This window comes from Marivita sp. GX14005 (genome assembly GCF_023370775.1).
In the GTDB taxonomy this organism is placed as follows: Bacteria; Pseudomonadota; Alphaproteobacteria; order Rhodobacterales; family Rhodobacteraceae; genus Marivita.
The window spans coordinates 700,290-723,384 of sequence record NZ_JAMCCQ010000001.1 but is presented as its reverse complement, the minus strand read 5'-3'; the positions used below and the strand labels follow the sequence as shown (position 1 = coordinate 723,384).

Here is a 23,095-nt window from a genome sequence, read left to right as displayed (position 1 = left end):
GATCCTTGCCGTCATGCCAAACACAACCCCAATCCGCCGCGCGCTGCTGTCCGTTTCCGACAAGACGGGGCTCGTCGATCTTGCCAGGGCGCTTGTTGCGCGGGATATCGAGATTCTCTCGACAGGGGGCACGGCGCAGGCGCTGCGCGATGCCGATATCGCGGTGACGGATGTGGCCGAGGTGACGAAGTTTCCCGAGATGATGGACGGGCGCGTCAAGACGCTGCATCCGATGGTGCATGGCGCGCTTCTGGCGCAGCGCGACAATGACGATCACGTCGCGGCGATGTTCCAGCATGACATCAAGGCGATCGATCTTCTGATCGTGAACCTTTACCCGTTCGAGGAAACGGTCGCCAAGGGCGCGGATTACGACACCTGCATCGAGAATATCGATATTGGCGGGCCCGCGATGATCCGCGCGGCTGCCAAGAACCATGCCTTCGTGACGGTCGTTGTCGATACCGAGGATTACGACGCCTTGCTGGCTGAGTTGGAGCAGAACGACGGCCGCACATCGCTGGGGTTCCGCCGCCGCATGGCGCAAAACGCCTATGCGCGCACCGGCGCCTATGACGCCGCAGTCAGCACATGGATGGCCGAAGCCATCGAAGAGCCCACCCCGCGCCGCCGCGTCTTTTCCGGCACGCTCGCGCAGCCCTTGCGCTATGGCGAGAATTCCCATCAGGCCGCCGCCTTCTACCGCGACGGATCGGGCCGCCCCGGCGTTGCCGCCTCCTGGCAGATCCAGGGCAAGGATTTGAGCTACAACAACATCAACGATACCGATGCCGCCTTCGAGCTGGTTTCCGAATTCCTGCCGCGCGACGGGGCGGCCTGCGTTATCGTGAAGCACGCCAATCCCTGCGGCGTTGCGACCGGCGCCCGCCTGATCGACGCCTATCGCCGCGCGGTCGATTGCGACCGCACATCGGCCTTTGGCGGGATCGTCGCGTTCAACTCGACGCTCGACGGCGAAACCGCCGAGGCGATCATCGAGACATTCACCGAGGTCGTCATCGCCGCCGGGGTCGATCAGGCAGCCAAGGACATCTTTGCCAGCAAGCCGAACCTGCGCCTTTTGCAAGCGCCGGGCATCGCCAATACAGCAGAGCCGCGACTGGGCTGGAAACAGGTGTCGGGCGGTTTCCTGGTGCAGAATTTCGACAGCGGGCGGGTCGAACAGACTGATCTGAAAGTCGTGACCGAACGCGCCCCGACCGAGGATGAGATGCGCGACCTGATGTTCGCCTGGACGGTCGCCAAGCACGTGAAATCCAACGCAATTGTCTATGCCAAGGATCGCGCGACCGTCGGCGTCGGCGCGGGCCAGATGAGCCGGCTGGATTCCGCGATGATCGCCGCGCGCAAGGCCGAACGCATGGCCGAGGCGCTGGGCCTGCCCGAGCCGCTCACGCGCGGCAGCGCCGTGGCTTCGGATGCGTTCTTTCCCTTCGCCGACGGGCTGATGGAAGCGGCCGCCGCCGGTGCGACGAGCGTGATCCAGCCGGGCGGCTCGATGCGCGATGAGGAGGTGATCGCCGCTGCCGACGAGGCCGGTCTGGCGATGGTGTTTACCGGGATGCGTCATTTCCGGCACTGAAACGGCGCCGCCTGGCGGGCCAAACCGAAGGATTGCGCCGATGCGCCTTGTCGCCCTTGTCGCTCTTGCGGTGTTCGTGATCGACCAGCTGTCGAAATGGTGGGTCGTGCATGTGATGGACCTGGCGCGGCGCGGCTCAATCGACGTGCTGCCGCCCTATCTGAACTTTCGCATGGCATGGAACACGGGGATCAATTTCGGCCTCTTCTCCGGCAATACGGACTGGACGCGCTGGGTTCTGATCTCGGTCGCACTGGGGATCGTGCTGTTCGTTCTGGTCTGGATGCGCCGGTCGCCGCCGGGCACAACGGGGCTGATCTTTGCCGGGCTCCTGATCGGCGGCGCGCTGGGCAATGTGGTGGACCGGCTGTTCTATGGCGCGGTGGCGGATTTCCTGAACATGTCGTGCTGCGGGCTCGACAATCCGTATGCGTTCAACGTTGCCGATATTTCGGTGTTCGTCGGCGCCATCGGGCTGGCGCTTTTCTCGGAAAGCAAAACGCCCCGTGACGGGGGCGATGCGATCGGTTAAAGCAGGGTGAGGCGAAAACGGAGGCAGGCCGCAGCGATGCCGCGCAAGATCATGATACTGGCACTGGTGGCCCTTGGCGCGTGCAGCGCGGGGCAGGGCGAAGATGGCGAGACCAATCTGCGCCAACTGCGCAACCCTGCCGGCGCGCCCGAAGAGTTTTCGATCGTGCCCAACAAACCGCTGGAAGTGCCGCAAACACTTGCGCTGCCGCAGCCGACGCCCGGCGGGGCGAACCGGACGGACCAGACTCCGCTCAAGGATGCCGTGGCCGCTCTGGGCGGCGCGCCGTCGCGGCTCGATGCCGGGGCGGGTATTGGAGCTGGCGATCAGGCACTTGTGGCGCGTGCTTCTCGTTTCGGCCGCGCACCCGCGATCCGGCAGGAACTGGCCGTGGAGGATCAGGCGTTCCGCGAACGCAAATCCCTGTTCAACTGGCGCCTGTTCAAGACCGACACCTACAACGACGCGTATCGCCGCCAGTCGCTCGATCCCTACCCGGTGCTCGAAGCGGCGCGCCGCGGCGGTGCGGTGACCCCTTCGGCCCCGCCACCGCAATAAGCGGCTCACAAATCTGTTGATGCGCTTGAAACCGGCGGTGCGGATCGTAGCTTGGTGCCATAACCAAGGAGAGATTGCCTATGCGCCGTTTGATTGCCCTTGCCGGGGCGTGCTTTCTGGCTGCCGCGCCGCTCAGCGCGCAGACGATTCAGGATCAGGTCACCAGCTTCGAGCTTGATAACGGCATGGATGTCGTGGTGATCGAGGATCACCGCGCGCCTGCCGTCGTGCATATGGTCTGGTATCGCGCCGGTTCGGCCGACGAAGAACCGGGCGTTTCGGGTGTTGCGCATTTTCTCGAACATCTGCTTTTCAAGGGCACCGAAACACGAGCGCCCGGCGAGTTCAGCGAAATCGTCAAGGCACAGGGCGGCACGGACAACGCGTTCACCAGCTATGACTACACGGGCTATTTTCAGCGCGTCGCCGCCGACCGGCTCGGCCTGATGATGGAGCTTGAAGCGGACCGGATGAAGAACCTTCAACTGGACCGCGAGGACATCCTGACCGAACGCGACGTGATCATCGAGGAACGCAATCAGCGGGTCGAGAACGATCCCGGCGCGCTTTTCCGCGAACAAAGCACGGCGGCGCAGTTTCTCAATCACCCCTACGGCACGCCGGTGATCGGATGGCGGCACGAGATGGTCAATCTCGATCTGGACGATGCGCTCGCTTATTACGAGAAATTCTACTCACCGAACAATGCGGTGCTCGTTGTTGCTGGCGATGTGGAACCCGATGACGTTCTGACGCTCGCCAAACAGCATTACGGACCCATTCCGGCAAATGACGAGCTGCCCGAGCGGACGCGTCCGCAGGAACCGCCGCAGATGGCCGAGCGGCGTATCACCTTTACCGATCCGCGCGTCGCGCAACCTTACGTCATGCGCAGCTATCTCGCCCCCGAGCGTGACCCGGGGGATCAGCGAAAGGCAGCGGCGTTGACCCTGCTTGCGGAAATCCTTGGCGGCTCGCAAACGTCGGTTTTGCCGCAAGCGCTTCAGTTCGAGGAGAAGCGGTCCGTCTATACCGGGGCATTCTACAGCGGGCTGTCGCTCGACGACACGACATTCGGGCTGATCAACATGCCATCCGAAGGCATCACGCTGGAGCAGGCGGAAGCCGATATGGACCGAGTGATCGCGGAGTTCCTGGAAAACGGCGTCGATCCCGAACAGCTCGAGCGCATCAAGTTCCAGTTCCGCGCGGCGCAGACCTACGCGCTCGACAATGCTAATTCGCTGGCGCGTCTTTATGGCTCTGCGCTGACCTCCGGGCTGACAATCGAAGACGTGAACGCGTGGCCCGATATCGTTCAGTCCATCACCGGCGAGGAAATCGTCGCCGCGGCGCGGGAGGTGTTCGACCGTGATCGAGCGGTCACCGGGTTCCTGCGCAATGATGCAGAGGTGACACAATGAGCTTCATCGGAAAATTCACCGCCGCGCTGACGGCTGGGCTGCTCTTCGCCCTGCCGCTTCAAGCCGAGATCGACATTGCCGAGGTCGAGACCGAAAGCGGCGTCGAGGCGTGGCTTGTCGAGGAACATTCGATCCCCATTGTCGCGCTCGAGCTGCGCTTTCGGGGCGGCGCGTCGCTCGATGCGCCGGGCAAACGCGGTGCGACCAACCTGATGGTCGGCCTGCTTGAAGAGGGCGCGGGCGACATGGACGCGCGTGCCTTCGCGGAAGAGGCCGAAGCGCTGGCCGCCAGTTTCCGCTTCGACGTGGGCGATGACGCTGTTTCCGTTTCGGCCCGGTTTCTGAAGGAAAATCAGGACGAAGCGCTCGATCTGCTGCGCAAGGCGCTGACGCAGCCGCGTTTCGATCAGGACGCCATCGACCGCGTCCGCGCGCAGATTGCTTCGGTCATTCGCTCGGATGCGCAGGATCCGGACGCGATCGCCTCGATGCAGTTCAACGAACGCGCGTTCGGCGATCACCCCTACGGATCGCGCATCGAAGGCACGCTGGACAGCCTCGCCGCGCTCGAACGCGAGGATCTTGTTGAGGCGCATGAGGGCGCGCTGGCCCGCGACCGCGTCCATGTCGGAGCAGCCGGCGCGATCACGCCCGAGGAGCTTGCCGGCGCGCTCGATACGCTTCTGGCCGATCTGCCGCAGACCGGCGCGGCGCTGCCGGAGGATATCGACGTTTCGACCGAGGCGGGCGTTACGGTCGTGCCCTTCGACGTGCCCCAATCGGTCGCGGTCTTCGGCCATGACGGGCTGGCCCGCGACGATCCCGATTTCCTCGCCGCCTATGTCCTGAACGAAATCCTCGGCGGCGGCGGGTTCGAGGCGCGACTGATGGAGGAGGTGCGCGAGAAGCGTGGGCTGACCTATGGCGTCTACAGCTATCTCGTTCCGAAAGATCACGCCGCGCTCTATCTTGGCCGCGTGTCGAGCGCCAATGACCGCATGGCCGAGGCCATCGAAGTGATCCGGGACGAATGGGCGAAGATGGCCGAAACCGGCGTGACCGAGGAAGAGCTGGAGAGCGCCAAGACCTATCTGACGGGGGCCTATCCGCTGCGGTTCGACGGGAATGGCCAGATCGCCAATATTCTAGTCGGGATGCAGATGGACGGGTTGCCGGCAAGCTATGTGTCCGAGCGCAACGACATGATCGAGGCGATCACGCTGGAGGATATCCAGCGCGTCGCGGCGCGTATCCTCAAGCCCGAGGCGCTTCGGTTCGTCGTGGTGGGACAGCCGGACGACCTCGAAGACGCAAACCAGTAAGAGCGAAAGGCCGCGCGAACCCGCGCGGCCCGAAATCAGTTGACTGATTTCATAAACTCATCGATGAGTTTACGCCTCAGTTCAAAAGCCCCGCATGGCGGAGCGCGGAATCGATCAGATCGCGCGTCGGCTGCGTCACCGGAAAGAGCGGTGGACGCATATCCTCCTCGCAAAGCCCTTGCCGGTGCATCGCGTATTTTGCCCCGCACAGGCCCGGTTCCACAAAAATCGCGTGATGCAGCGGCATCAGCCGATCCTGGATCGTCAGCGCTTTCGCGTAATCGCCGGCGAGCGTCGCTTCCTGAAGCTCGGCGCAGAGGGCCGGCGCCGCATTGGCCGTGACAGAAATGCAACCGACCCCGCCTTGCGCATTGTAGCCATGCGCGGTCGCGTCCTCGCCCGAAAGCTGGATGAAATCCGGCCCGCAGGTGATCCGCTGGGCGCAGACGCGGGCAAGATCGCCGGTGGCGTCCTTGACCCCGACGATGCGCGGAAGTTTCGCCAGCTCTCCCATCGTGTGCGGGAGCATGTCGACAACGGACCGGCCTGGGATGTTGTAGATGATGATCGGCAGGTTGCAGGCATCATGCACCATGGTGAAATGGCGGATCAGCCCGTTTTGTGTCGGCTTGTTGTAGTAGGGCGTCACGACAAGTGCGGCCTGCGCACCGGTGGCTTCGGCGTGTTGCACGAAGCGGATCGTCTCGTCGGTGTTGTTCGACCCCGCCCCGGCGATCACCGGAATGCGCCCCGCCGCCGCCTCGACCACGCAGGTCACGACGTCTTCGTGCTCCTCATGGCTGAGCGTCGGGCTCTCGCCCGTGGTGCCGACGGGAACGAGGCCATGGCTGCCTTGCTCGACATGCCAATCGACCAGATGTTTGAGCGTGTCGTAATCCACTGCACCGTTCTTGAACGGTGTGACCAGTGCAGGCATCGACCCTTTGAACATCGTCACGCTCCTTTTTTCTCATGGTGCCGTCGGGGAAACCCGTCCCGCAGATGTGAGTTGAAGCTCGAAAGGGGCGGCGTATCCTTGGCGAGCCGTCTATCCTGTTTCAATGGGGAAAATGCAAGCATGATTCGGTTCAAGGCGTTTCTGGCGGTGATTTTGCTTCTCCTGCCAGCCATGTCCGCCGCGCAGCCTCCCAAGCGCCCTCTGGAACGCGCGATGGAAGCGATGCGCGATGGCAACTGGGCCGCCGCGCAGATCGAGGCGCGGGGCGACGGGCAGGAAGCGCTCGATGTCATCTTATGGCATTACCTGCGGTCCGGGCTGGGCTCGGTGCGGGAGGTGCAGGCGTTTTTGACGCGAAACCCGGATTGGCCCGGCTTGCCCTATCTGCGCGCGAAGAGCGAAGGCGCGATGGTCGCGGCCCCGTCCGAAGAGATCCTGGCTTTCTATGAGACCAATGTGCCGGAAACCGGCGCTGGTGCGCTGTCGCTTGCGCGGGCGCAGCTGGTGGCCGGGAAAAGCGATGCCGCAGAAGCCACGGTGATCCGCGCCTGGAAAACGCTGTCGCTTGTGGACGAGGAACGCGCCGCATTTCTGGCCTCATTCGACGATATTCTGGCCGATTACCATACCGAGCGGCTGGACGCGATGCTGTGGAACGGCTGGACGCGCAATGCGCAGGCGATGCTGCCGCTGGTGAGTGAGGGCTGGCACACGCTCGCGAAGGCACGGATCGCCCTGCGCGCCGATGCGCCGGGGGTTGATGCTTTGATCGAAGCGGTGCCCGAGGCGCTCAAGGAGGATCCCGGCCTCGCGTTCGAGCGGTTCGGCTGGCGTATGCGCAAGGGCCGGATCGAGGATGCGGTGCGGCTTCTGCGCGATCGCTCGCGCTCTTCCGATACGCTTGGCAGGCCGGAGGCGTGGGCCGGCCAGCGCGCGCTTTTGGTCCGGCGGATCATGCGCGCCGGGGAGCATCGCGTGGCTTATGACCTTGCGGCAAACCACCATCTCGAAAATGGATCGCGCTTTGCGGATCTGGAATGGCTGGCTGGGTATCTGTCCCTGCGGTTCCTCGAAGAGCCGCAGCGGGCCGTGTCGCATTTCGAGGCCTTTCGGGGCGCGGTCGAAACGCCGATTTCGCTAGGCCGGGCGGGCTACTGGCTGGGCCGTGCACATGAGGCGGCCGGGAACGATGACGAAGCCACACGCGCTTATGCGTTCGGCGGCCAGTATCAGACAACCTTCTACGGTTTGCTCGCCGCCGAACGGGGCGGGATCGCGCCCGATCCGCACTTGTCCGGCAAGGAGGCGTTCGACGATTGGCGCGATGCGGATTTCACGCAAAGCTCTGTCTTCAAAGCGGCGATCCTGCTGCTCGATGCCGAGGAACCGGCGCTGGCCGAACGGTTCCTGACGCATCTTGCCGAAAGTCTGGACCGCCGCGAGATCGGGCAGATGGGGCGGATGCTCGCCGAGCTGGAATTGCCGCATATTCAGGTGATGCTCGGCAAGCGCGCGGCGCAATACGGGCATGAAGTCCATGCGCCTTATTATCCGCTGCACCCGGTGGCGGACACGCAACTTCCCGTTCCGCCCGAGCTTGTCCTCGCCATCGCCCGGCGCGAATCGGAATTCGACCCGCGTGTCATTTCCCCTGTCGGGGCGCGTGGGCTGATGCAGGTGATGCCCGGAACTGCGCAGGAGGTGGCGGGTTGGCTACAGGTCGAATATTCCGAACCGAAACTGATCGCCGATCCGGCCTATAACGCCGTTCTCGGAAGCGCCTATCTCGAACGGCTGGCGCGGCAGTTCGGCGGGAACGCGGTGATGATCGCTGCCGGCTACAACGCCGGGCCAAGCCGCCCCGAACGCTGGATGAACGAGCGCGGCGACCCGCGCGGTGATCCGGCCGCGATCGTCGACTGGATCGAGCATATCCCGTTCACCGAAACGCGGAACTACGTCATGCGGGTGACGGAAAGCCTGCCTGTCTATCGCGCGCGGCTCGGCAAGCCGCCGCATCCCGTTCCGTTTTCCGAGGAACTGGCCGGATCAACCCTTCTGCCGCGCGCGCCAGAGGGTGAATAGGCCGGCCGACACGATCAATCCACCGCCGAGAAGCACATGTGGCTCAACGGTTTCGCCGAACACCAGAAGCCCGATGCTGATGGCGAAAGGCAGTTGCAGATAGGCAAAGGGCTGCACCGCGCTGGCCTCCGCGACATCGTAGCATTTGATCAGCAGGAAATGACCAAGCGCCCCGGTGACGCAAAGCATGGCCATGAAAAGCCAATCCGGTGCGACCATCGGTTCCCAGAACCAGATCCCGGCAAGCGTGATGGCGACCGCGCCGACCGTTCCCGTCCAGAAGAAGCTCGTCGCGGCACTGTCGCGCCGGGCGGCATAGCGTGTCAGCAGCCCATAAAGCGCGAACATCAGCGCCGCGAAGGCGGGCAATATCGCATAGGGTGAAAACACCGCGAGCCCCGGTTGCAAGACGATCAGGATGCCGATGAAGCCGACCGCAACAGCCGCGTAGCGCCGCCAGCCGACATATTCGCCGAGGACCGGCCCCGACAGCGCTGCGATCAAGAGCGGGTAGCAGGCAAAGACGGCATGGGTCTCCACGAGGCCGAGATACGTGAAAGACAACACCATCACGCAGATCTCGCCAACGAGCAGCAGGCCGCGGAAGGCTTGAAGCCTGGGTTGGCGCGTCGCGGCGGCCGCGCGCACCCCGCCCGCGCGGCGGGTCGCTATGACGATGACGAAAGCCGCGAAGAACCAGTAGCGGATCATCACGATCATCAGCACGTTGTAGGTGCTTGCCAGATATTGCGAAAGCCCGTCCTGCACCGCGAAAACGAGCGTAACCGCCACCATCAGCCAGATGCCGAGCGTGTTGTTCTGGGTGCTGTGGGTTACGGTGGTCATCCAGCGGCCTTTTGCGCGACGGTCATGTGTCGCTTGCGCCCGTAGCCGGGGATGCGGCGCGTGACAAGCCCCGCCGCATCCAGCGCACGGCGCACGTGGCCGGCGGCGGTATAAGTGGCGGCGGTGCCGCCCGGCGCGGTGTGCCGCGCGGCCTCTGCCAATAGTGCCGGTTCCCACAGTTCAGGGTTCTTGGCCGGGGAAAACCCGTCGAGAAACCAGGCATCGACAGGGTGGTCGATTTGCCGGATGGTCCGCCGCGCATCGCCCTCGATCAGCCGAAACCGCAGGTCGGACAGGGATATCTCGCGCGCATCCTGTTCCCAGAATGGGCGGAGATCCTTTGCAACAGCGTCGAGTTCGGCGAAACGCGATTGCGCGCGGATCATGTCTTCGGGCGGCAGGGGGTAGGCTTCGAAAGTCGTGAAATGCAAGACGCCGCTTTGCCCCGTTTCGCGCCAAAGATGCAGCGCCGCGAGCAGGTTCAGCCCGGTGCCGAAGCCAAGCTCGGCAACGTGAAACCCGTCCCGAAAGCGCGCGGGCAAGCGATTGCCATGCAGGAACACATGTCGTGTTTCCGCCAGCCCGTCATCGAGCGAGAAATACGGATCGTCGAAGCGCCGCGAGACAGGCACATCGCCGTCGCGCCAATCGAGCGCCCTTGTCTGGTCAATCATCGCGCCATCCCCTAGATGCGGCGCGACAGTGGCGAGGGGCGAGGCGAATGGCAATGGCAGAGTTCACGGTGCGCGGGGCGGGCATATTCGGGCTTTCGATCGCATGGGTTCTGGCGCAACGCGGCGCGCGGGTGCAACTAGTTGACCCTTTCGGTCCCGGCGCGGGATCGAGCGGCGGGCTGGTCGGCGCGCTGGCGCCGCATGTGCCGGAGAACTGGAACGACAAGAAGGCGTTTCAACTCGACAGCCTGCTCATGGCGGAAGATTTCTGGGCCGAGGTAAAGGCCGCTGGCGGGGCCGATCCCGGCTATGCGCGGACGGGCCGTTTGCAGCCGATTGTCGATGAGGCGGGCCTGAGGCTTGCGAGTGAACGAGCCGAAGGGGCGAAGACGCTTTGGCGGGGCCGCGCGGACTGGCGGTTGATATCGGCCAGCGAGGCGGGCGATTTCGCACCTGCCTCGCCCACCGGCTACCTGATCCACGACACGCTGACGGCGCGGATGCACCCGCGCCTTGCCGGCGCAGCGCTGGTTGCCGCGCTGAAATCACGCGGGGTCGAGGTTCAGGCCGACGCGCCGGACCGCGGCGCTGTGATCTGGGCGACCGGCTGGCAAGGCCTGCGCGATCTATCAGACGCTTTGGGCAAGCCGGTCGGTGCCGGGATCAAGGGCCAATCGGCCGCGTTCGAATATGCCGCGCCCGATGCGGCACAAATCTTCGTGGAGGGCTTGCATATCGTGCCGCACGCGAACGGCACCGTCGCGATAGGCTCGACCAGCGAACGGGAGTTCGACGACCCCGGCAGCACCGATGCGCGATGCGACGATCTGATCGCCCGCGCGCGCGTCGCCTTGCCGGTGCTGGCCGATGCACCCGTGATCGACCGTTGGGCCGGCGTGCGCCCGCGTGCACGCTCGCGCGCCCCGATGCTGGGCGCATGGCCGGACCGGCCGGGGCATTTCATCGCCAATGGCGGTTTCAAGATCGGCTTCGGCATGGCGCCGAAAGTGGCGCATGTCATGGCCGACCTGCTGCTGGGTGGCCGCGACACGATTCCCGAGGGGTTTCGCATCGCGGCGTCATTGTGATCATTCAGCCCAGGATACGCCGGTGAGATCGGTTGCCTGCGTCGGCTGGTTCTTCCAAAGCCCGCGAAGCCGCGCATCCGCGACGGTGGGGAAAGCCAGCTGAAACAGATAGGCGTTGACGTAATCGTCCGCGACGATCCGCTGTGCCTTGGCAATCAGTTCTGAACGCCGGGCGGGATCGGTTGTCTCGCCCAAAGTTTTCATCAGATCCTGAAGCTCGGGATTGTCATACTGGAAATAGTAATCCGGACGCGCGTAGATGCCGATGTCGAAAGGCTCGGTATGACTGACGATGGTCAGGCCGAAATCCTTGCCGCGAAACACCTCTTCGAGCCATTGCGCCCATTCGAGATTGGTGATCTCGGTCTTGATCCCCACTTCGCGAAGTTGCGCTGCGATGATCTCGCCGCCGCGGCGGGCATAGGAAGGGGGCGGCAGTTTCAAGGTGGTGGTGAAACCATCGGGAAGCCCCGCTTCGTCGAGCAAGGCCTTGGCCTTTTCGGGATCATGGGGGGATTGCCCCGTCAGATCGACGTAATCGGGATTGTGCGGTGCGAAATGGGTGCCGATGGGCGTGCCCTGGCCGAACATCGCGCCGTCGATGATCGCCTGCCGGTCGATGGCATGAGCGACGGCCTGCCTGACGCGCTTGTCGTCGAAGGGCGGTTGCTTGTGGTTCATCGCCAGGATCGTCTCGCCTTCGGTCGAGCCGACCAGCACCTGAAACCGCGGATCGGCCTCGAACTGGGGCAGGTTCTCAGGGGCGGGGAAACCGGCGAAAGCGTCGATATCCTGGGCCATCATCGCGGCGAAGGCGGCGGTCGGATCGGAGATGAACTTGAAGGTCGCGGCCTCCAGCGCGGGCGCCTCGCCCCAGTAGCCGGGGTTGCGCATGAGCTCGATCCTGTCACCCTGCACCCATTCCTCAAAGATGAATGGGCCGGTGCCGATGGGGGTCTGCTTGATGGTCTCGATGCTTTCGGGCGCGACGATCACGGCGTCGCCCCAGGCGAGGTTGAAGAGGAAATTGCCATCGGGCGCCTTGAGGTTCACTTCAACGGTTCGCGGATCGATGGCGGTGACCTCTTCGATCCCCTCGAATAGCGCCTTTTGGGCATTGGCACTGTCTTCGGCGCGCGCGCGGTCGAGCGTGAATTTCACATCCTCGGCATCCATCGCCGTGCCGTCATGGAAGGTCACGCCGTCGCGCAGCGTGAAGGTGTAGGTTTTGCCATCCACGCTGATCTCCCAGTCGGATGCGAGGCCGGGAACGACCGAGCCGTCGGACGCAAAACGCGTCAGCCCCTCGAACACATTGGAATAGAGCACCGAGTCGATGGCCCCGGCGGCCGCGCTCGTTGGATCGAGGTGGGGCGGTTCGAGTTGCAGGGCGATGGTGATGTCTGATTGCTGCGCCAGGGCAGGCGCGCCGAGCAGCGCCGCGAGCGCGGCTCCGCGCAGGAAATGTTTGGTCATGTCGTCCCTCCGGTTGGTTGCGGGGAGTGTCATGTCAAATCGTCTGCCGATCAAGTCCTTGCATGTCGCCGCCGCGCCCGTGACGGCGGGTGGAACGAGGGGCCAGCCCTCGTGCTCCCCGAGATATTTGGAAAACGGAGAAGATCAGGGCAGGAGCAGTTTTTCGAGCGTGCGCGCCATGACCTTGGCGCTGTCCAGCATATCGGTGATGCCGACCCATTCATCCGGTTTGTGCGCCAGTTCGAGGATGCCGGGCCCGTATGCGATGCAGTTGCGCAGCCTACCGATGCGGTCGATATGCTTCTGATCGTAGCTGCCCGGCGAGGCGACGTAGCCCGGCGCGTGGCCAAACACGTCCTCGATGGCGGCGTGGACGGTTTGCACGACAGGGGCGGTCTTGTCCGTCATCGAGGGGGTCACGCGGTTAAGCTCGCGGATTTCGTAATCGAAATTCGGGCGGCGGGATTTGAGATCCTCCAGCAAGTCGATCACTTCCTGTCGCACGCCATCGACCGGTTCCTCCATCAGGAAGCGGCGGTCGACCACGATGCGGCAACTGTCCGGCACGCAATGGGCCGGCAGCCCGGTATCGCCCGTTGCCTGTTCCGGCTGGCCGCCATGCACGGAATTGATGTTCATGGTCGATTGGCGCGCGCCATCGGGAACCACCGGCATGTCGGTCAGGCGCGCCGCCATCGCCGGGAAGAGCCGGTCTTCGAAGGCCTGCAGCACCGCGCCCATATGGCGGATGGCGCAATCGCCGAGGAAAGGCATGGAGCCATGCGCGATCTCGCCCCTTGTTTCGATCTCGGCCCACCAGCCGCCACGATGACCGAGGCAGATGCGGTCCTTGCCGAGCGGTTCGGGGATGATGACATGCTGAACGCGGGCCGGATCGAACCAGCCTCGTTCGGCCAGATGGGCCACACCGCCATAGCCGCCCGATTCCTCGTCCGCCGTGCCGCTGATCTCTATGGCACCCTGATAGTCCGGGTGTTCGGCTATGAACGCTTCGGCAGCGATGATCGACGCAGCAAGCCCGCCTTTCATGTCGCAGGCGCCGCGCCCGTAAATCCTGTCGCCCTCGACCGTGCCGCCGAAGGGATCGCGAGTCCATCCCTTACCGATCTCGACCACATCGGTATGCGAGTTGAAATGAACGCAGTCGCCGCTGCGCGCGCCGTCGTGGCGGGCGATCAGGTTCCAGCGCGGATGGGCCTCGCTGTCGCCGGGAGCGCCTTCGGCACGGACCCATGTCGTATCGAAACCCGATGCGGAGAGCCGGGTGTCCAGATAGGAGCATATGGCGGCATAGTCGCGCCCCGGCGGGTTCAGCGTGGGAATGGCGATGAGATCTCGCGTCAGCGCGACGAGATCGTCGCGCGCCGCGTCTATGCGTTTGAGCGGGCTCGATGTCATGCGTTCTTCCTCCCGGGGCCGCAGTCTCGCGGGGGTGCCTTTGGAAGGCAAGGGTCAGCGCAGCGGAAACGGGGGCAGTTGACCTATTTTCAGCGGCCCGAGAAACACGCCGCCGCGTCTGAGACCCAGCGTCACATCCAGCGTATCGCGGGCACCGCTGAGCCCTGACAGCAGGGTCAGCATCTCGATTAGGCGATCGGCCATGCGGCGCGGCAGATGCCCCCTGTCGCGGGCGGCTTCCAGCGCGGCGCGCCAATTGTTCGACATGATGCGAACCTCGCCCGTCGGATAGCCGTCGGGACCGATACGGGCGTCGCCTGAGAGTTTGATGGTGAGCGCGCCGTAGCTGATTTCGCTGTGCCTGACGGCAATTTGAACCGGGCGCGGCGCGGCGGACAAGCGATCGAGGCGCAATGGCGCATCGAGTTCGAATGCCAGATCGACGCGCAGATCCGACAGCGAGTCGGGCGCATTGCCGCCGCCGATGGGCGGGGCGGACAGCGCAATCCGGTCGGCAATGACCGCAAGGCGGTAGGACGCGTTCAGCGGTTCGATCTTCTCCAGCGCCGCTGTCACGCCAGCAAAGGCAGCCGATCCCTCAGGTGTCGAGATATTTAGAACCGGCGCTTCGAGATTGCTGCGCAGCAAAGCGCCGTCCTTTTTGACGACGCTGGCGCGCAGCCCGTCGGAGGTGATCGCGACATCGGTATTTCCGATCCGCAGGGATTGTGCATCGGGCCAGGCCAGGATGACGTGATCGCGGTTGTAGCTCAGGCCGAGCATCTGCACGAACGGCGCGCGCCACGCGATGCGCCCGTCCGGGGAGGTCAGTCGCGGGCCGGTCACCGTCAGGTCGGTCCGGTTCGGAAAACCGCGCACCGACAGATCGTCATAGCCCGCCGTCCAGCCATCCGTGCGCAGCATGGCGAACCCGTTTTCCACCGCGCCGCGAAGGCTCTGGGCAGCATAGACCCACCAACCGCCATAGACGAGAGCGGCCAGCGCGATGACCGCAAGAAGTCTTTTCACGGGCGCACCCCTTTTTTCCAATGCTGTTTTGGTGTTTATCGTGCCTCGATCAGCAGGACCAGACAGATGACGCTTTGGGTTTTCGGATATGGATCGCTCTTGTGGAACCCCGGATTCACGCCGGTGGTGACCGCCCGTGCCCGGCTCAGGGGGTTCGCGCGCAGCTTCTGTATGCGCTCGATCCATCATCGGGGGACGGAAACCGACCCGGGGCTTGTCCTCGCGCTGGATGAGCAGCCCGGTAGCGTTTGCGACGGTTTGGCGATGAAGATGCACGAGGCCGAACTCGATGCGACGATGGCCTATCTGCGCGAGCGCGAACTTGTCTCCGCCGCTTATCTCGAAAAGGTCCTGCCCGTCGAATTGGTCGATGGCGGCGAGGTGACGGCGGTGACCTACGTGATCGATCCCGATCACGTGCAATATTGCGGCGCGCTCGATCTGGAGGAACAGGCGCGGATCATCGCGCGGGCCAGTGGCGGGCGCGGTCCCAACAGCGAATATCTGTTCAACACCGCATCCCATCTGTCCGAGATCGGCATTCCCGACCCCGATCTGGAGTGGTTGAGCGATAGGGTTCGCGGGCTGACCGCTTAACGGCTTGGCGATTTGCCACGAACAGCCTAGTGTCGGCTTCGAAGAACAAGAAACGCGCGTCAGGAACTGTCCGTATGGACCAGCCGGACTTCGAGGCCGAGCCACATTTTTCGCAACCTGTCCGGCAGGTGCTGTTGATGCTCGTCGTTCTGGGGCTGACCGGCTCCGGCGCGTTTCTGGCCTTGCCGCGCGTTCTTCCTGTGTTCGAGGCGAACCCCTACCTGAACGGATTTATCCTCTTCGTCTTCGGTATCGGCGTTCTGGCGTGTTTCTGGCAGGTCGCGCAGCTCATCAAATCGGTGCGCTGGATCGAAGCCTTCGCACGGCAGGGCGATGGCGGGTTCCGCACACAGGCGCCGCTTCTGCTTGCGCCGCTGGCAACGCTCTTGCGCACGCGCGGGCGGCGGATGCAGATCAACACCGCGTCAACGCGGTCCATCCTCGATTCCGTCGCCACCCGGATCGACGAGGCGCGCGAGATCACGCGCTATATCGTCAGCCTTCTGATTTTCCTCGGGCTTCTGGGCACGTTCTACGGGCTCGCCACGACGGTTCCCGCTTTGGTCGATACGATCCGGGGGCTCGCGCCCGAGGAAGGGGAAAGCGGGACGGAAGTGTTCGCGCGGTTGATGGACGGGCTCGACAGCCAACTCTCCGGCATGGGGGTGGCGTTCGCGTCCTCATTGCTCGGGCTGGCCGGATCGCTGGTCGTCGGTCTGCTGGAGCTTTTCGCCGGGCATGGGCAGAACAGGTTTTACCGCGAGCTCGAGGAATGGCTCAGCTCGATCACGCGGCTCGGTTTTTCGAGCGGCGAGGAGGGCACGGCGGACGCCGATGTGACGGCGGTTCTGATGGACCAGATGGTCGGAAACATGGAATCGCTGCAATTGCTCTTCGCGCAGTCCGAGGAAGGGCGCGCCGAGGTCGAGAGCCGTCTGGGGCAGCTTGGCGATGCGCTGGAGCGGATGACCGAACGGATGGAGGCGACCGCGCCCTCGGCTTCCGCCTTCGCGCGCATCGCCGAAGGGCAGGAACGGCTGATCGACGTGATCGAGCATAAATCCGGCAACGAGGGGCTGGATGCCGAAAGCCGGATGCGGCTTCGGTCCATTGATGTGCAGATGTTGCGCATCCTCGAGGAAATCTCGGCCGGGCGGCAGGAATCGATGGCAGAGCTGCGCACCGATCTGGGTGCGATCAGCCGCACGATGGAGCGGATCGCGCGCAGTCCCGCGCGGCTCCTGCGAAAGGACGAGGGCTAGGCCGTGGCGCTGTCTCGCCGCACCGGGGCGCGGTTCCAAGCGTCGATCTGGCCCGGTTTCGTGGATGCGATGACCGGGCTGTTGTTGGTCCTGATGTTCGTTCTGACGATCTTCATGGTCGTGCAGGCGGTGCTGCGCGACACCATCACCGGGCAGGAAACGCAGCTGGACAGGCTCTCTTCCGAGCTTTCGGAACTGTCACGCGCGCTGGGCGTGGAACGGCAGCGCACAACCGCGCTGCGCAATGATCTGGGCGCGCTGACCGCGACGCTTGATGACGCGGAAACCCGTCTGACCGAACAGGACGCGATCATCGCATCGCTTTCGGCAACGCGGGAACGGCAGGCTGCGGCGCTGGCGCAGGCGGATGCGCGCATCGCGTCCTTCGAGGAGCAGGTGGCCGGGCTTCTGTCCGAGCGCGATGCGGCGCAGGACCGGGCAGCCGATCTGTCGCAGGCGCGTGATCGACTGCAAGGCGAGCGCGACGCGCTCGACCTCGCTCTGGTGCAGGCGCGCGATGAAATCGATGCACAGGCGGAAACCGCCCGTCTTGCCGCGGCGCGCCGCGAAGCGCTGCAGGCGCTGGTCGCCGATTTGCGCGCGCGCAGCGCGGAAACGGAAACGGAGATTGGCGCTTTGCGCGGGCGGGTCGAAACGCTTGAGGCGCAACTGTCCGACGAAGAAGCGGCCAAATTGGCTGAGGCCGAAGCGGCGGTTGCGTTGCGCACGCGGCTGGAGAATGCGGATGCGGAATTGACCGCGATGACGCTTGCGCTTGAGGAGCAGCGCGCACGCGCGGAGGAAACGCTGACGCTTCTGGCGGCGTCGCGCGACGCCGAGGAAGGGCTGAACGCACGGCTCGCCGCCGCGCTGACGGAGGGCGAGGAGACGGTAGCGGATCTGCAAGCGCGGCTCGATGCGCAAGCGGCGCGGATCGAAGGGCTCGAGGCCGATCTGGACGCGGAGCAGATGGACCGCACCGATACGGAGGCGACGCTTGCCGATATTCGCGATCAGCTTGCCGCAGCGCTCGCCGCCAAAATCGCGGCGGAGACGGAAACGAGCGCGCGGCTTTCCGAAGCGGAAGAGCGCCAGGCGCTTTTGGCACAGGCGCGCGAGAGGCTGGCCGAGGAAAGCCAGCGGGCCGATGAGGCACAGTTGCAGACCGAGGCGCTGAACCAACAAGTCGGCGCGCTTCGGCGCCAATTGTCGGCGGTTCAGGCATTGCTCGACGATGCGCAGCTGCGCGATACCGAAGCGCAGATCCAGCTTCAGACGCTTGGCAGCGAATTGAACGCCGCGCTGGCGCGCGTTGCGTCCGAAGAGCGGCGGCGCAGGCAGCTCGAAGAGGCGGAGCGCAAGCGGCTTGAGGAAGAACGCGCGCGGCTGGAGGGGGAAAAGCAGGATCTCGAACGCTACCGCTCGGAGTTTTTCGGCCGGCTGCGCGATGTGCTGGGGTCGCGCGAAGGTGTGCGCATCGAAGGCGACCGGTTCGTCTTTTCCTCCGAAGTGCTGTTCCCGCCGGCCGAGGCGTCGCTATCGCCCGAAGGGCAGGCTCAGATCGCCAATGTCGCCGCGATCCTGCGCGATGTCGCGCAGGATATCCCTCAAGAGATCGACTGGATCATCCGCGTGGACGGCCATACCGACGATCTGCCGCTGTCGGGGCTTGGCGAGTTTGCCGACAACTGGGAATTGTCGCAGGCGCGCGCACTGTCGGTGGTGCGCTATATGATCGACGATCTTGGTATTCCGCCACAGCGCCTCGCGGCCAACGGGTTCGGGGAATATCAGCCGATCAACAGCGCCGATACCGCCGAGGCGCGCGCGCAAAACCGCCGGATCGAGCTGAAACTGACCGAGCAATAGGCTGGGCGGATACCGGAGAAAATGAAAAAGCGCCCGCGACAGGATCGTCGCGGGCGCTTTTGGTTTCACTTTTGCGGCGCGTCCTACTCCGCCGTCAGAAGCGGAGGCTTCTTGCTCGATAGGCGCGGGCTGTCCGGCCCGTCGAGATCGAGAACGAGCTTGTCGTCCTTGACCGAAACGCGCACCACACCGCCCTTGGAAAGCTTGCCGAACAAAAGCTCCTCGGCGAGCGGCTTCTTGATATGCTCCTGAATGACGCGGGCCAGCGGGCGGGCGCCCATCTTGTCGTCATAACCCTTGTCGGCCAGCCATGCGGCGGCAGGTTCCGTCAACTCGATGGTAACATTGCGATCCATCAGCTGCGCCTCGAGCTGGAGAACGAACTTTTCGACCACGCGCAGGATCGTCGATTTCGGCAGCGGAGCGAAGGAAATGACCGCGTCCAGACGGTTGCGGAATTCCGGCGTGAAGGTGCGTTCGATCGCCGCCGTATCCTCGCCCTCGCGGCGGTCGCGGCCAAATCCGATGGCCGCCTTGGCCTGCTCGGTCGCGCCCGCGTTCGAGGTCATGATGAGGATCACGTTGCGGAAGCTGACGGTCCGCCCATTGTGATCGGTCAGCGCGCCGTGATCCATGACCTGAAGCAGGATGTTGTAGACGTCCGGATGTGCCTTCTCGATCTCGTCCAGCAACAGGACGCAATGCGGATGCTGGTCCACGCCATCGGTCAGTTGCCCGCCCTGATCGAACCCGACATAGCCCGGAGGCGCGCCGATCAGGCGGCTCACGGCATGTTTCTCCATGTATTCGGACATATCGAACCGCAACAGCTCGACACCGAGCGTATCGGCCAACTGCCGCGCGACTTCCGTCTTGCCGACGCCGGTGGGGCCGGCGAAGAGGTAGTTGCCAATAGGCTTTTCCGGCTCGCGCAGACCGGCACGTGCCAGCTTGATCGCCGAGGACAGCGCCTCGATGGCGGCATCCTGTCCGAAGACCACGCGCTTGAGGCTCGATTCGAGATCCTTGAGGACTTCGGCATCGTCCTTGGAAACGCTTTTCGGCGGGATACGCGCGATTTTCGCCACGACCGCCTCGATCTCCTTTGCGCCGAGCGTCTTGCGCCGCTTGGATTCGGCCACGAGATGCTGCGCCGCTCCGGCCTCGTCGATCACGTCGATGGCGCTGTCGGGCAGCTTGCGGTCGTTGATGTAACGCGCCGAAAGTTCCACTGCCGATTTGATCGCATCGGCAGTATACTTGATGCTGTGATGCTCCTCGAAATAGGGCTTGAGACCCTTGAGGATCTTGATCGTATCTTCCACCGTCGGCTCGTTCACGTCGATCTTCTGGAACCGGCGGCTCAGGGCGCGGTCCTTCTCGAAATGCTGGCGGAATTCCTTGTAGGTGGTCGACCCCATTGTGCGCAGCTTGCCGCCCTGCAGCGCGGGCTTGAGCAGGTTGGACGCGTCCATCGCCCCGCCGGATGTTGCGCCGGCACCGATCACGGTATGGATCTCGTCGATGAACAGCACCGCGTCGGGATGTTCCTCCAGCTCGGTCACGACGGCCTTCAGCCGCTCCTCGAAATCGCCGCGATAGCGCGTTCCGGCCAGCAGCGCACCCATGTCGAGCGAATAGATGGTGGTATTCGCCAGAACCGCCGGGGTTTCCCCCTGCACGATCTTGCGCGCCAGACCTTCGGCGATGGCGGTCTTGCCCACGCCCGGATCGCCCACCAGAAGCGGGTTGTTCTTGCGGCGGCGGCACAGCACCTGGATGCAGCGCTCCACCTCCGCGTTGCGGCCGATCAGCGGGTCGATATCGCCCTCGCGCGATTTGGCGTTCAGATCGACGCAGTATTTCGCCAGCGCGGATTCCTTCTGCTCGCCCGGCGCATCCTGCGTCTGCGCATCCTGCTCGGCTTCGGTCGCGCCGGTGACGGGGCGGCTTTCGCCGTAAGCGGGGTTCTTCGCCACGCCATGCGCGATGAAATTCACCGCATCATAGCGCGTCATGTCCTGATCCTGCAGGAAATAAGCGGCATTGCTTTCGCGCTCGGCAAAGATCGCGACGAGCACATTTGCGCCCGTCACCTCGGACCGGCCGGAGCTTTGAACATGGATCGCCGCGCGCTGGATCACACGCTGGAATGCGGCGGTCGGCACCGCTTCGGAGCCTTCGATATCCGTCACCAGATTCGACAGATCGTCGTCGATGTAATCGACGAGCGTGTTGCGCAGCTCTTCGGTATCGACGGAACAGGCCTTCATGACGCGTGCGGCATCAGGCTCGTCGATCAGGGCGAGAAGCAGGTGTTCGAGCGTCGCGAATTCGTGAGATCGGGAGTTGGCGAGCGCCAGCGCCGAGTGAATTGCCTGCTCAAGGGTGTTCGAGAATGAAGGCACGGGGGGTGCTCCTTCTGTATTGCGTCATGCCGTGGAAGGGAGAGTAGGGCACAACTGTCATCTTAGTATTAAAGTTTGGTCGTTACCGACAAAGCTTCAAGTTTTTTCTGCGCCTTCACCGATCACAACATCCCGAATTTCCGCGACTGCTGATCATTATGCCTCAAAAGCTGTCTTTCCGGGCGCGGATTTCGGCGAAAACATCGGCCGGGTCATCGCCGGTCATGTCGAGATGCGATTGAACGGATGGATCGTCGGCACGCAGGAACGGGTTTGTCGCCAGTTCCTCGTCGAGTTTGCTGGGCACCGTCGGCTCGCCCTGTTTGCGAGCTTGATCTATGCGCGCGCGGCGGTCTTTCAAGGCTTGGTTGTCCGGCTCGATCGTTTCGGCGAAACGTGCGTTGGTCTGGGTGTATTCGTGGCCCGAGCAGATCAACGTGTTCCCATCGAGATCCCTGAATTTCTTCAGACTGTCCCACATCTGTTCCGCCGTCCCTTCGAAAAGCCGCCCGCATCCCAGCGCCATGAGGCTGTCGCCGGTAAAGGCGTAGCCGGCCTTCGGCAGCACGAAAGCGATATGCCCGACCGTGTGTCCCGGAACCTCGATCACATCGACCTTCTCGCCGCCGAATTCGAAACTGTCGCCCTCACCGACCTCGTGATTGAGCGTCGGCAGGCGGTGAATGTCAGCCTTCGCGCCGGTGATCTTCGCATCGAAGCGATCAAGCAGATCGTCCACGCCGCCGATGTGATCGTGATGGTGATGCGTCAGCCAGATATCGGTCAGCGTCCAGCCGCGCTTAGACAGCGCGTTAAGAACCGGGTCCGCTTCGGGAACGTCGATACAGGCCGTATCGCCACTTGTCTCGTCGTGCAGAAGGAAGGTGTAGTTGTCTGACAGCGCAGGAATTGTCACGAGTTCAAGGGGCATGGCGTTTCTCATCTTGGCGGTTACAGTCGGGGCAACCTTGGCGCAACGAAACGGAGCCCGCAATGCACCTTGATGTGCAGACCTTGCACAGCTTTTACTACCGCAGCGCGCTTGGTCGGGTGGCGCAGCGTGTGGTGCGCAGTCAAGTGCAGGCGTTCTGGCCCGAGGCCAAGCGGCAGACCGTCGGCGGATACGGGTTCGCAGTTCCGCTCCTGCGCCCCTATCTTGCGGAATCGCGGCGCATCATCGGGCTCATGCCGGCGCAGCAGGGTGTGATGCCCTGGCCTGCCGGCGGGCCGAACGTATCGGTCCTGTGCGAAGAAACGATGTGGCCGGTCGAGAACGGGCGCTTCGACAAGCTGGTTCTGATGCACGGGCTGGAAACCTCCGAGCTTCCATCCGTGGTGCTCGACGAATGCTGGCGCGTTCTGGGGCCGGGCGGCAAGGCGCTCTTCATCGTGCCGAACCGATCCGGGCTCTGGGCGCGGTCCGATCGCACGCCCTTCGGCTATGGCCGGCCCTATTCGTTGAGCCAGCTCGAGTCGCAGCTGAAGGCGCATCATTTCACGCCCGAACGGCATGTCGCCGTGCTCTACCAGCCACCCTCCACCCGCCGTTTCTGGATGAAGACCGGCCCGTTCTGGGAGAAGATGGGGCGCCGGGTGTCCGCGCTTCTGGCCGGTGGCGTTCTGATGGTCGAGGCGACGAAGATCACGCCGAAACCCACCGGCACGCGCAGCGAAAGCCGGGTGCTGAAGCCACTCGGAACGCTCGTGCCGACACCCTCGGCGGAGCCGGCGCGCGCGCGGGTTCGGGCCGGGCCGTAGTCTGCCGCATCCGCGGGCGGCAGGAATCGCAGGGCCTGCAAACCGCGTTGCAAAAATGCAGCCATCCGGCCGCGCAATACGTCGCACTGTTCCGAAAGGTCATAAAACAAGCGCTTTGGAATGATGTTCGAAAGCTGTATCGGATGTTGCGGGCTTGGGAAGCCTCTGCTACATCCGCGCTGATTTT

The 23,095-nt window shown here is 64.0% G+C and carries 19 protein-coding genes; 11 read left to right on the top strand and 8 right to left on the bottom strand.

Annotated features, from left to right (window positions below):
• Positions 1 to 13: 13 nt before the first annotated feature.
• From purH to M3465_RS03720, 5 genes are all read left to right on the top strand, one after another.
• Positions 14 to 1,603 (top strand): bifunctional phosphoribosylaminoimidazolecarboxamide formyltransferase/IMP cyclohydrolase, encoded by a 1,590-nt coding sequence (purH, locus tag M3465_RS03740; RefSeq protein WP_249500354.1) that lies wholly within the window; start codon positions 14 to 16, stop codon positions 1,601 to 1,603.
• A gap of 40 nt (positions 1,604 to 1,643) precedes the next feature.
• Positions 1,644 to 2,135: a signal peptidase II gene (gene lspA / locus M3465_RS03735; protein ID WP_249500353.1), complete on the top strand. Its 492-nt coding sequence runs from the start codon at positions 1,644 to 1,646 to the stop codon at positions 2,133 to 2,135.
• A gap of 36 nt (positions 2,136 to 2,171) precedes the next feature.
• The gene (locus M3465_RS03730) at positions 2,172 to 2,693 is read left to right on the top strand and encodes a DUF3035 domain-containing protein (RefSeq protein ID WP_249500352.1); all 522 of its coding nucleotides are present in this window, start codon (positions 2,172 to 2,174) and stop codon (positions 2,691 to 2,693) included.
• 80 nt (positions 2,694 to 2,773) lie between these two features.
• Complete coding sequence (locus M3465_RS03725) at positions 2,774 to 4,117, top strand: M16 family metallopeptidase (protein ID WP_249500351.1); 1,344 nt, start codon at positions 2,774 to 2,776, stop codon at positions 4,115 to 4,117.
• Positions 4,114 to 5,439, top strand: a complete 1,326-nt coding sequence (locus tag M3465_RS03720) for a M16 family metallopeptidase (RefSeq protein WP_249500350.1) — start codon at positions 4,114 to 4,116, stop codon at positions 5,437 to 5,439. Before M3465_RS03725 ends, M3465_RS03720 begins: the two co-directional genes overlap by 4 nt.
• A gap of 76 nt (positions 5,440 to 5,515) precedes the next feature.
• Here the strand turns inward: M3465_RS03720 and dapA are convergent, their stop codons facing one another.
• Positions 5,516 to 6,391, bottom strand: coding sequence for a 4-hydroxy-tetrahydrodipicolinate synthase (gene dapA / locus M3465_RS03715; protein WP_249500349.1), 876 nt, complete (start codon positions 6,389 to 6,391; stop codon positions 5,516 to 5,518).
• Positions 6,392 to 6,517: 126 nt separating this feature from the next.
• Between dapA and M3465_RS03710 the strand changes: the two genes are divergently transcribed.
• Positions 6,518 to 8,482, top strand: coding sequence for a lytic transglycosylase domain-containing protein (locus tag M3465_RS03710; RefSeq protein ID WP_249500348.1), 1,965 nt, complete (start codon positions 6,518 to 6,520; stop codon positions 8,480 to 8,482).
• On the opposite strand, the gene M3465_RS03705 is transcribed toward M3465_RS03710, so the two are convergent.
• On the bottom strand, positions 8,447 to 9,328 hold the full coding sequence (locus M3465_RS03705) for a DMT family transporter (protein ID WP_249500347.1): 882 nt from the start codon (positions 9,326 to 9,328) through the stop codon (positions 8,447 to 8,449). The genes M3465_RS03710 and M3465_RS03705 overlap by 36 nt on opposite strands.
• The gene (mnmC2, locus tag M3465_RS03700) at positions 9,325 to 10,002 is read right to left on the bottom strand and encodes a tRNA (5-methylaminomethyl-2-thiouridine)(34)-methyltransferase MnmC2 (protein WP_249500346.1); all 678 of its coding nucleotides are present in this window, start codon (positions 10,000 to 10,002) and stop codon (positions 9,325 to 9,327) included. The genes M3465_RS03705 and mnmC2 overlap by 4 nt, the downstream gene beginning before the upstream one ends.
• 47 nt (positions 10,003 to 10,049) lie before the next feature.
• Between mnmC2 and M3465_RS03695 the strand changes: the two genes are divergently transcribed.
• Positions 10,050 to 11,090 (top strand): NAD(P)/FAD-dependent oxidoreductase, encoded by a 1,041-nt coding sequence (locus tag M3465_RS03695; RefSeq protein ID WP_249500345.1) that lies wholly within the window; start codon positions 10,050 to 10,052, stop codon positions 11,088 to 11,090.
• On the opposite strand, the gene M3465_RS03690 is transcribed toward M3465_RS03695, so the two are convergent.
• The 3 genes from M3465_RS03690 to M3465_RS03680 all read right to left on the bottom strand — a co-directional run bounded on the left by M3465_RS03690 (position 11,091) and on the right by M3465_RS03680 (position 15,014).
• Entirely contained in the window at positions 11,091 to 12,566 is a 1,476-nt protein-coding gene (locus M3465_RS03690) for an ABC transporter substrate-binding protein (protein ID WP_249500344.1), read from the bottom strand. It lies immediately after the preceding gene.
• Between the two features lie 144 nt (positions 12,567 to 12,710).
• Positions 12,711 to 13,985: an acetylornithine deacetylase/succinyl-diaminopimelate desuccinylase family protein gene (locus M3465_RS03685; RefSeq protein ID WP_249500343.1), complete on the bottom strand. Its 1,275-nt coding sequence runs from the start codon at positions 13,983 to 13,985 to the stop codon at positions 12,711 to 12,713.
• Positions 13,986 to 14,039: 54 nt separating this feature from the next.
• Positions 14,040 to 15,014 (bottom strand): DUF2125 domain-containing protein, encoded by a 975-nt coding sequence (locus tag M3465_RS03680; protein WP_249500342.1) that lies wholly within the window; start codon positions 15,012 to 15,014, stop codon positions 14,040 to 14,042.
• A 66-nt stretch (positions 15,015 to 15,080) separates the two neighbouring features.
• Here M3465_RS03680 and M3465_RS03675 point away from each other — a divergent pair, with 66 nt between their 5' ends.
• From M3465_RS03675 to M3465_RS03665, 3 genes are all read left to right on the top strand, one after another.
• Positions 15,081 to 15,611: a gamma-glutamylcyclotransferase gene (locus M3465_RS03675; RefSeq protein WP_249500341.1), complete on the top strand. Its 531-nt coding sequence runs from the start codon at positions 15,081 to 15,083 to the stop codon at positions 15,609 to 15,611.
• Positions 15,612 to 15,685: 74 nt separating this feature from the next.
• Positions 15,686 to 16,873: a biopolymer transporter ExbB gene (locus tag M3465_RS03670; RefSeq protein WP_249500340.1), complete on the top strand. Its 1,188-nt coding sequence runs from the start codon at positions 15,686 to 15,688 to the stop codon at positions 16,871 to 16,873.
• A gap of 3 nt (positions 16,874 to 16,876) precedes the next feature.
• Positions 16,877 to 18,742 (top strand): peptidoglycan -binding protein, encoded by a 1,866-nt coding sequence (locus M3465_RS03665; RefSeq protein WP_249500339.1) that lies wholly within the window; start codon positions 16,877 to 16,879, stop codon positions 18,740 to 18,742.
• Positions 18,743 to 18,825: 83 nt separating this feature from the next.
• Here the strand turns inward: M3465_RS03665 and clpA are convergent, their stop codons facing one another.
• Positions 18,826 to 21,150, bottom strand: a complete 2,325-nt coding sequence (gene clpA / locus M3465_RS03660) for an ATP-dependent Clp protease ATP-binding subunit ClpA (protein WP_249500338.1) — start codon at positions 21,148 to 21,150, stop codon at positions 18,826 to 18,828.
• A 163-nt stretch (positions 21,151 to 21,313) separates the two neighbouring features.
• Positions 21,314 to 22,081 carry a hydroxyacylglutathione hydrolase gene (gloB, locus tag M3465_RS03655; RefSeq protein ID WP_249500337.1) on the bottom strand — a complete coding sequence of 256 codons (768 nt, stop codon included), beginning with the start codon at positions 22,079 to 22,081 and terminating at the stop codon, positions 21,314 to 21,316.
• A 62-nt stretch (positions 22,082 to 22,143) separates the two neighbouring features.
• Here gloB and M3465_RS03650 point away from each other — a divergent pair, with 62 nt between their 5' ends.
• A complete protein-coding gene (locus tag M3465_RS03650) occupies positions 22,144 to 22,908 on the top strand; it encodes a methyltransferase domain-containing protein (protein WP_249500336.1) in 765 nt (254 codons plus the stop codon).
• Positions 22,909 to 23,095 lie beyond the last annotated feature (187 nt).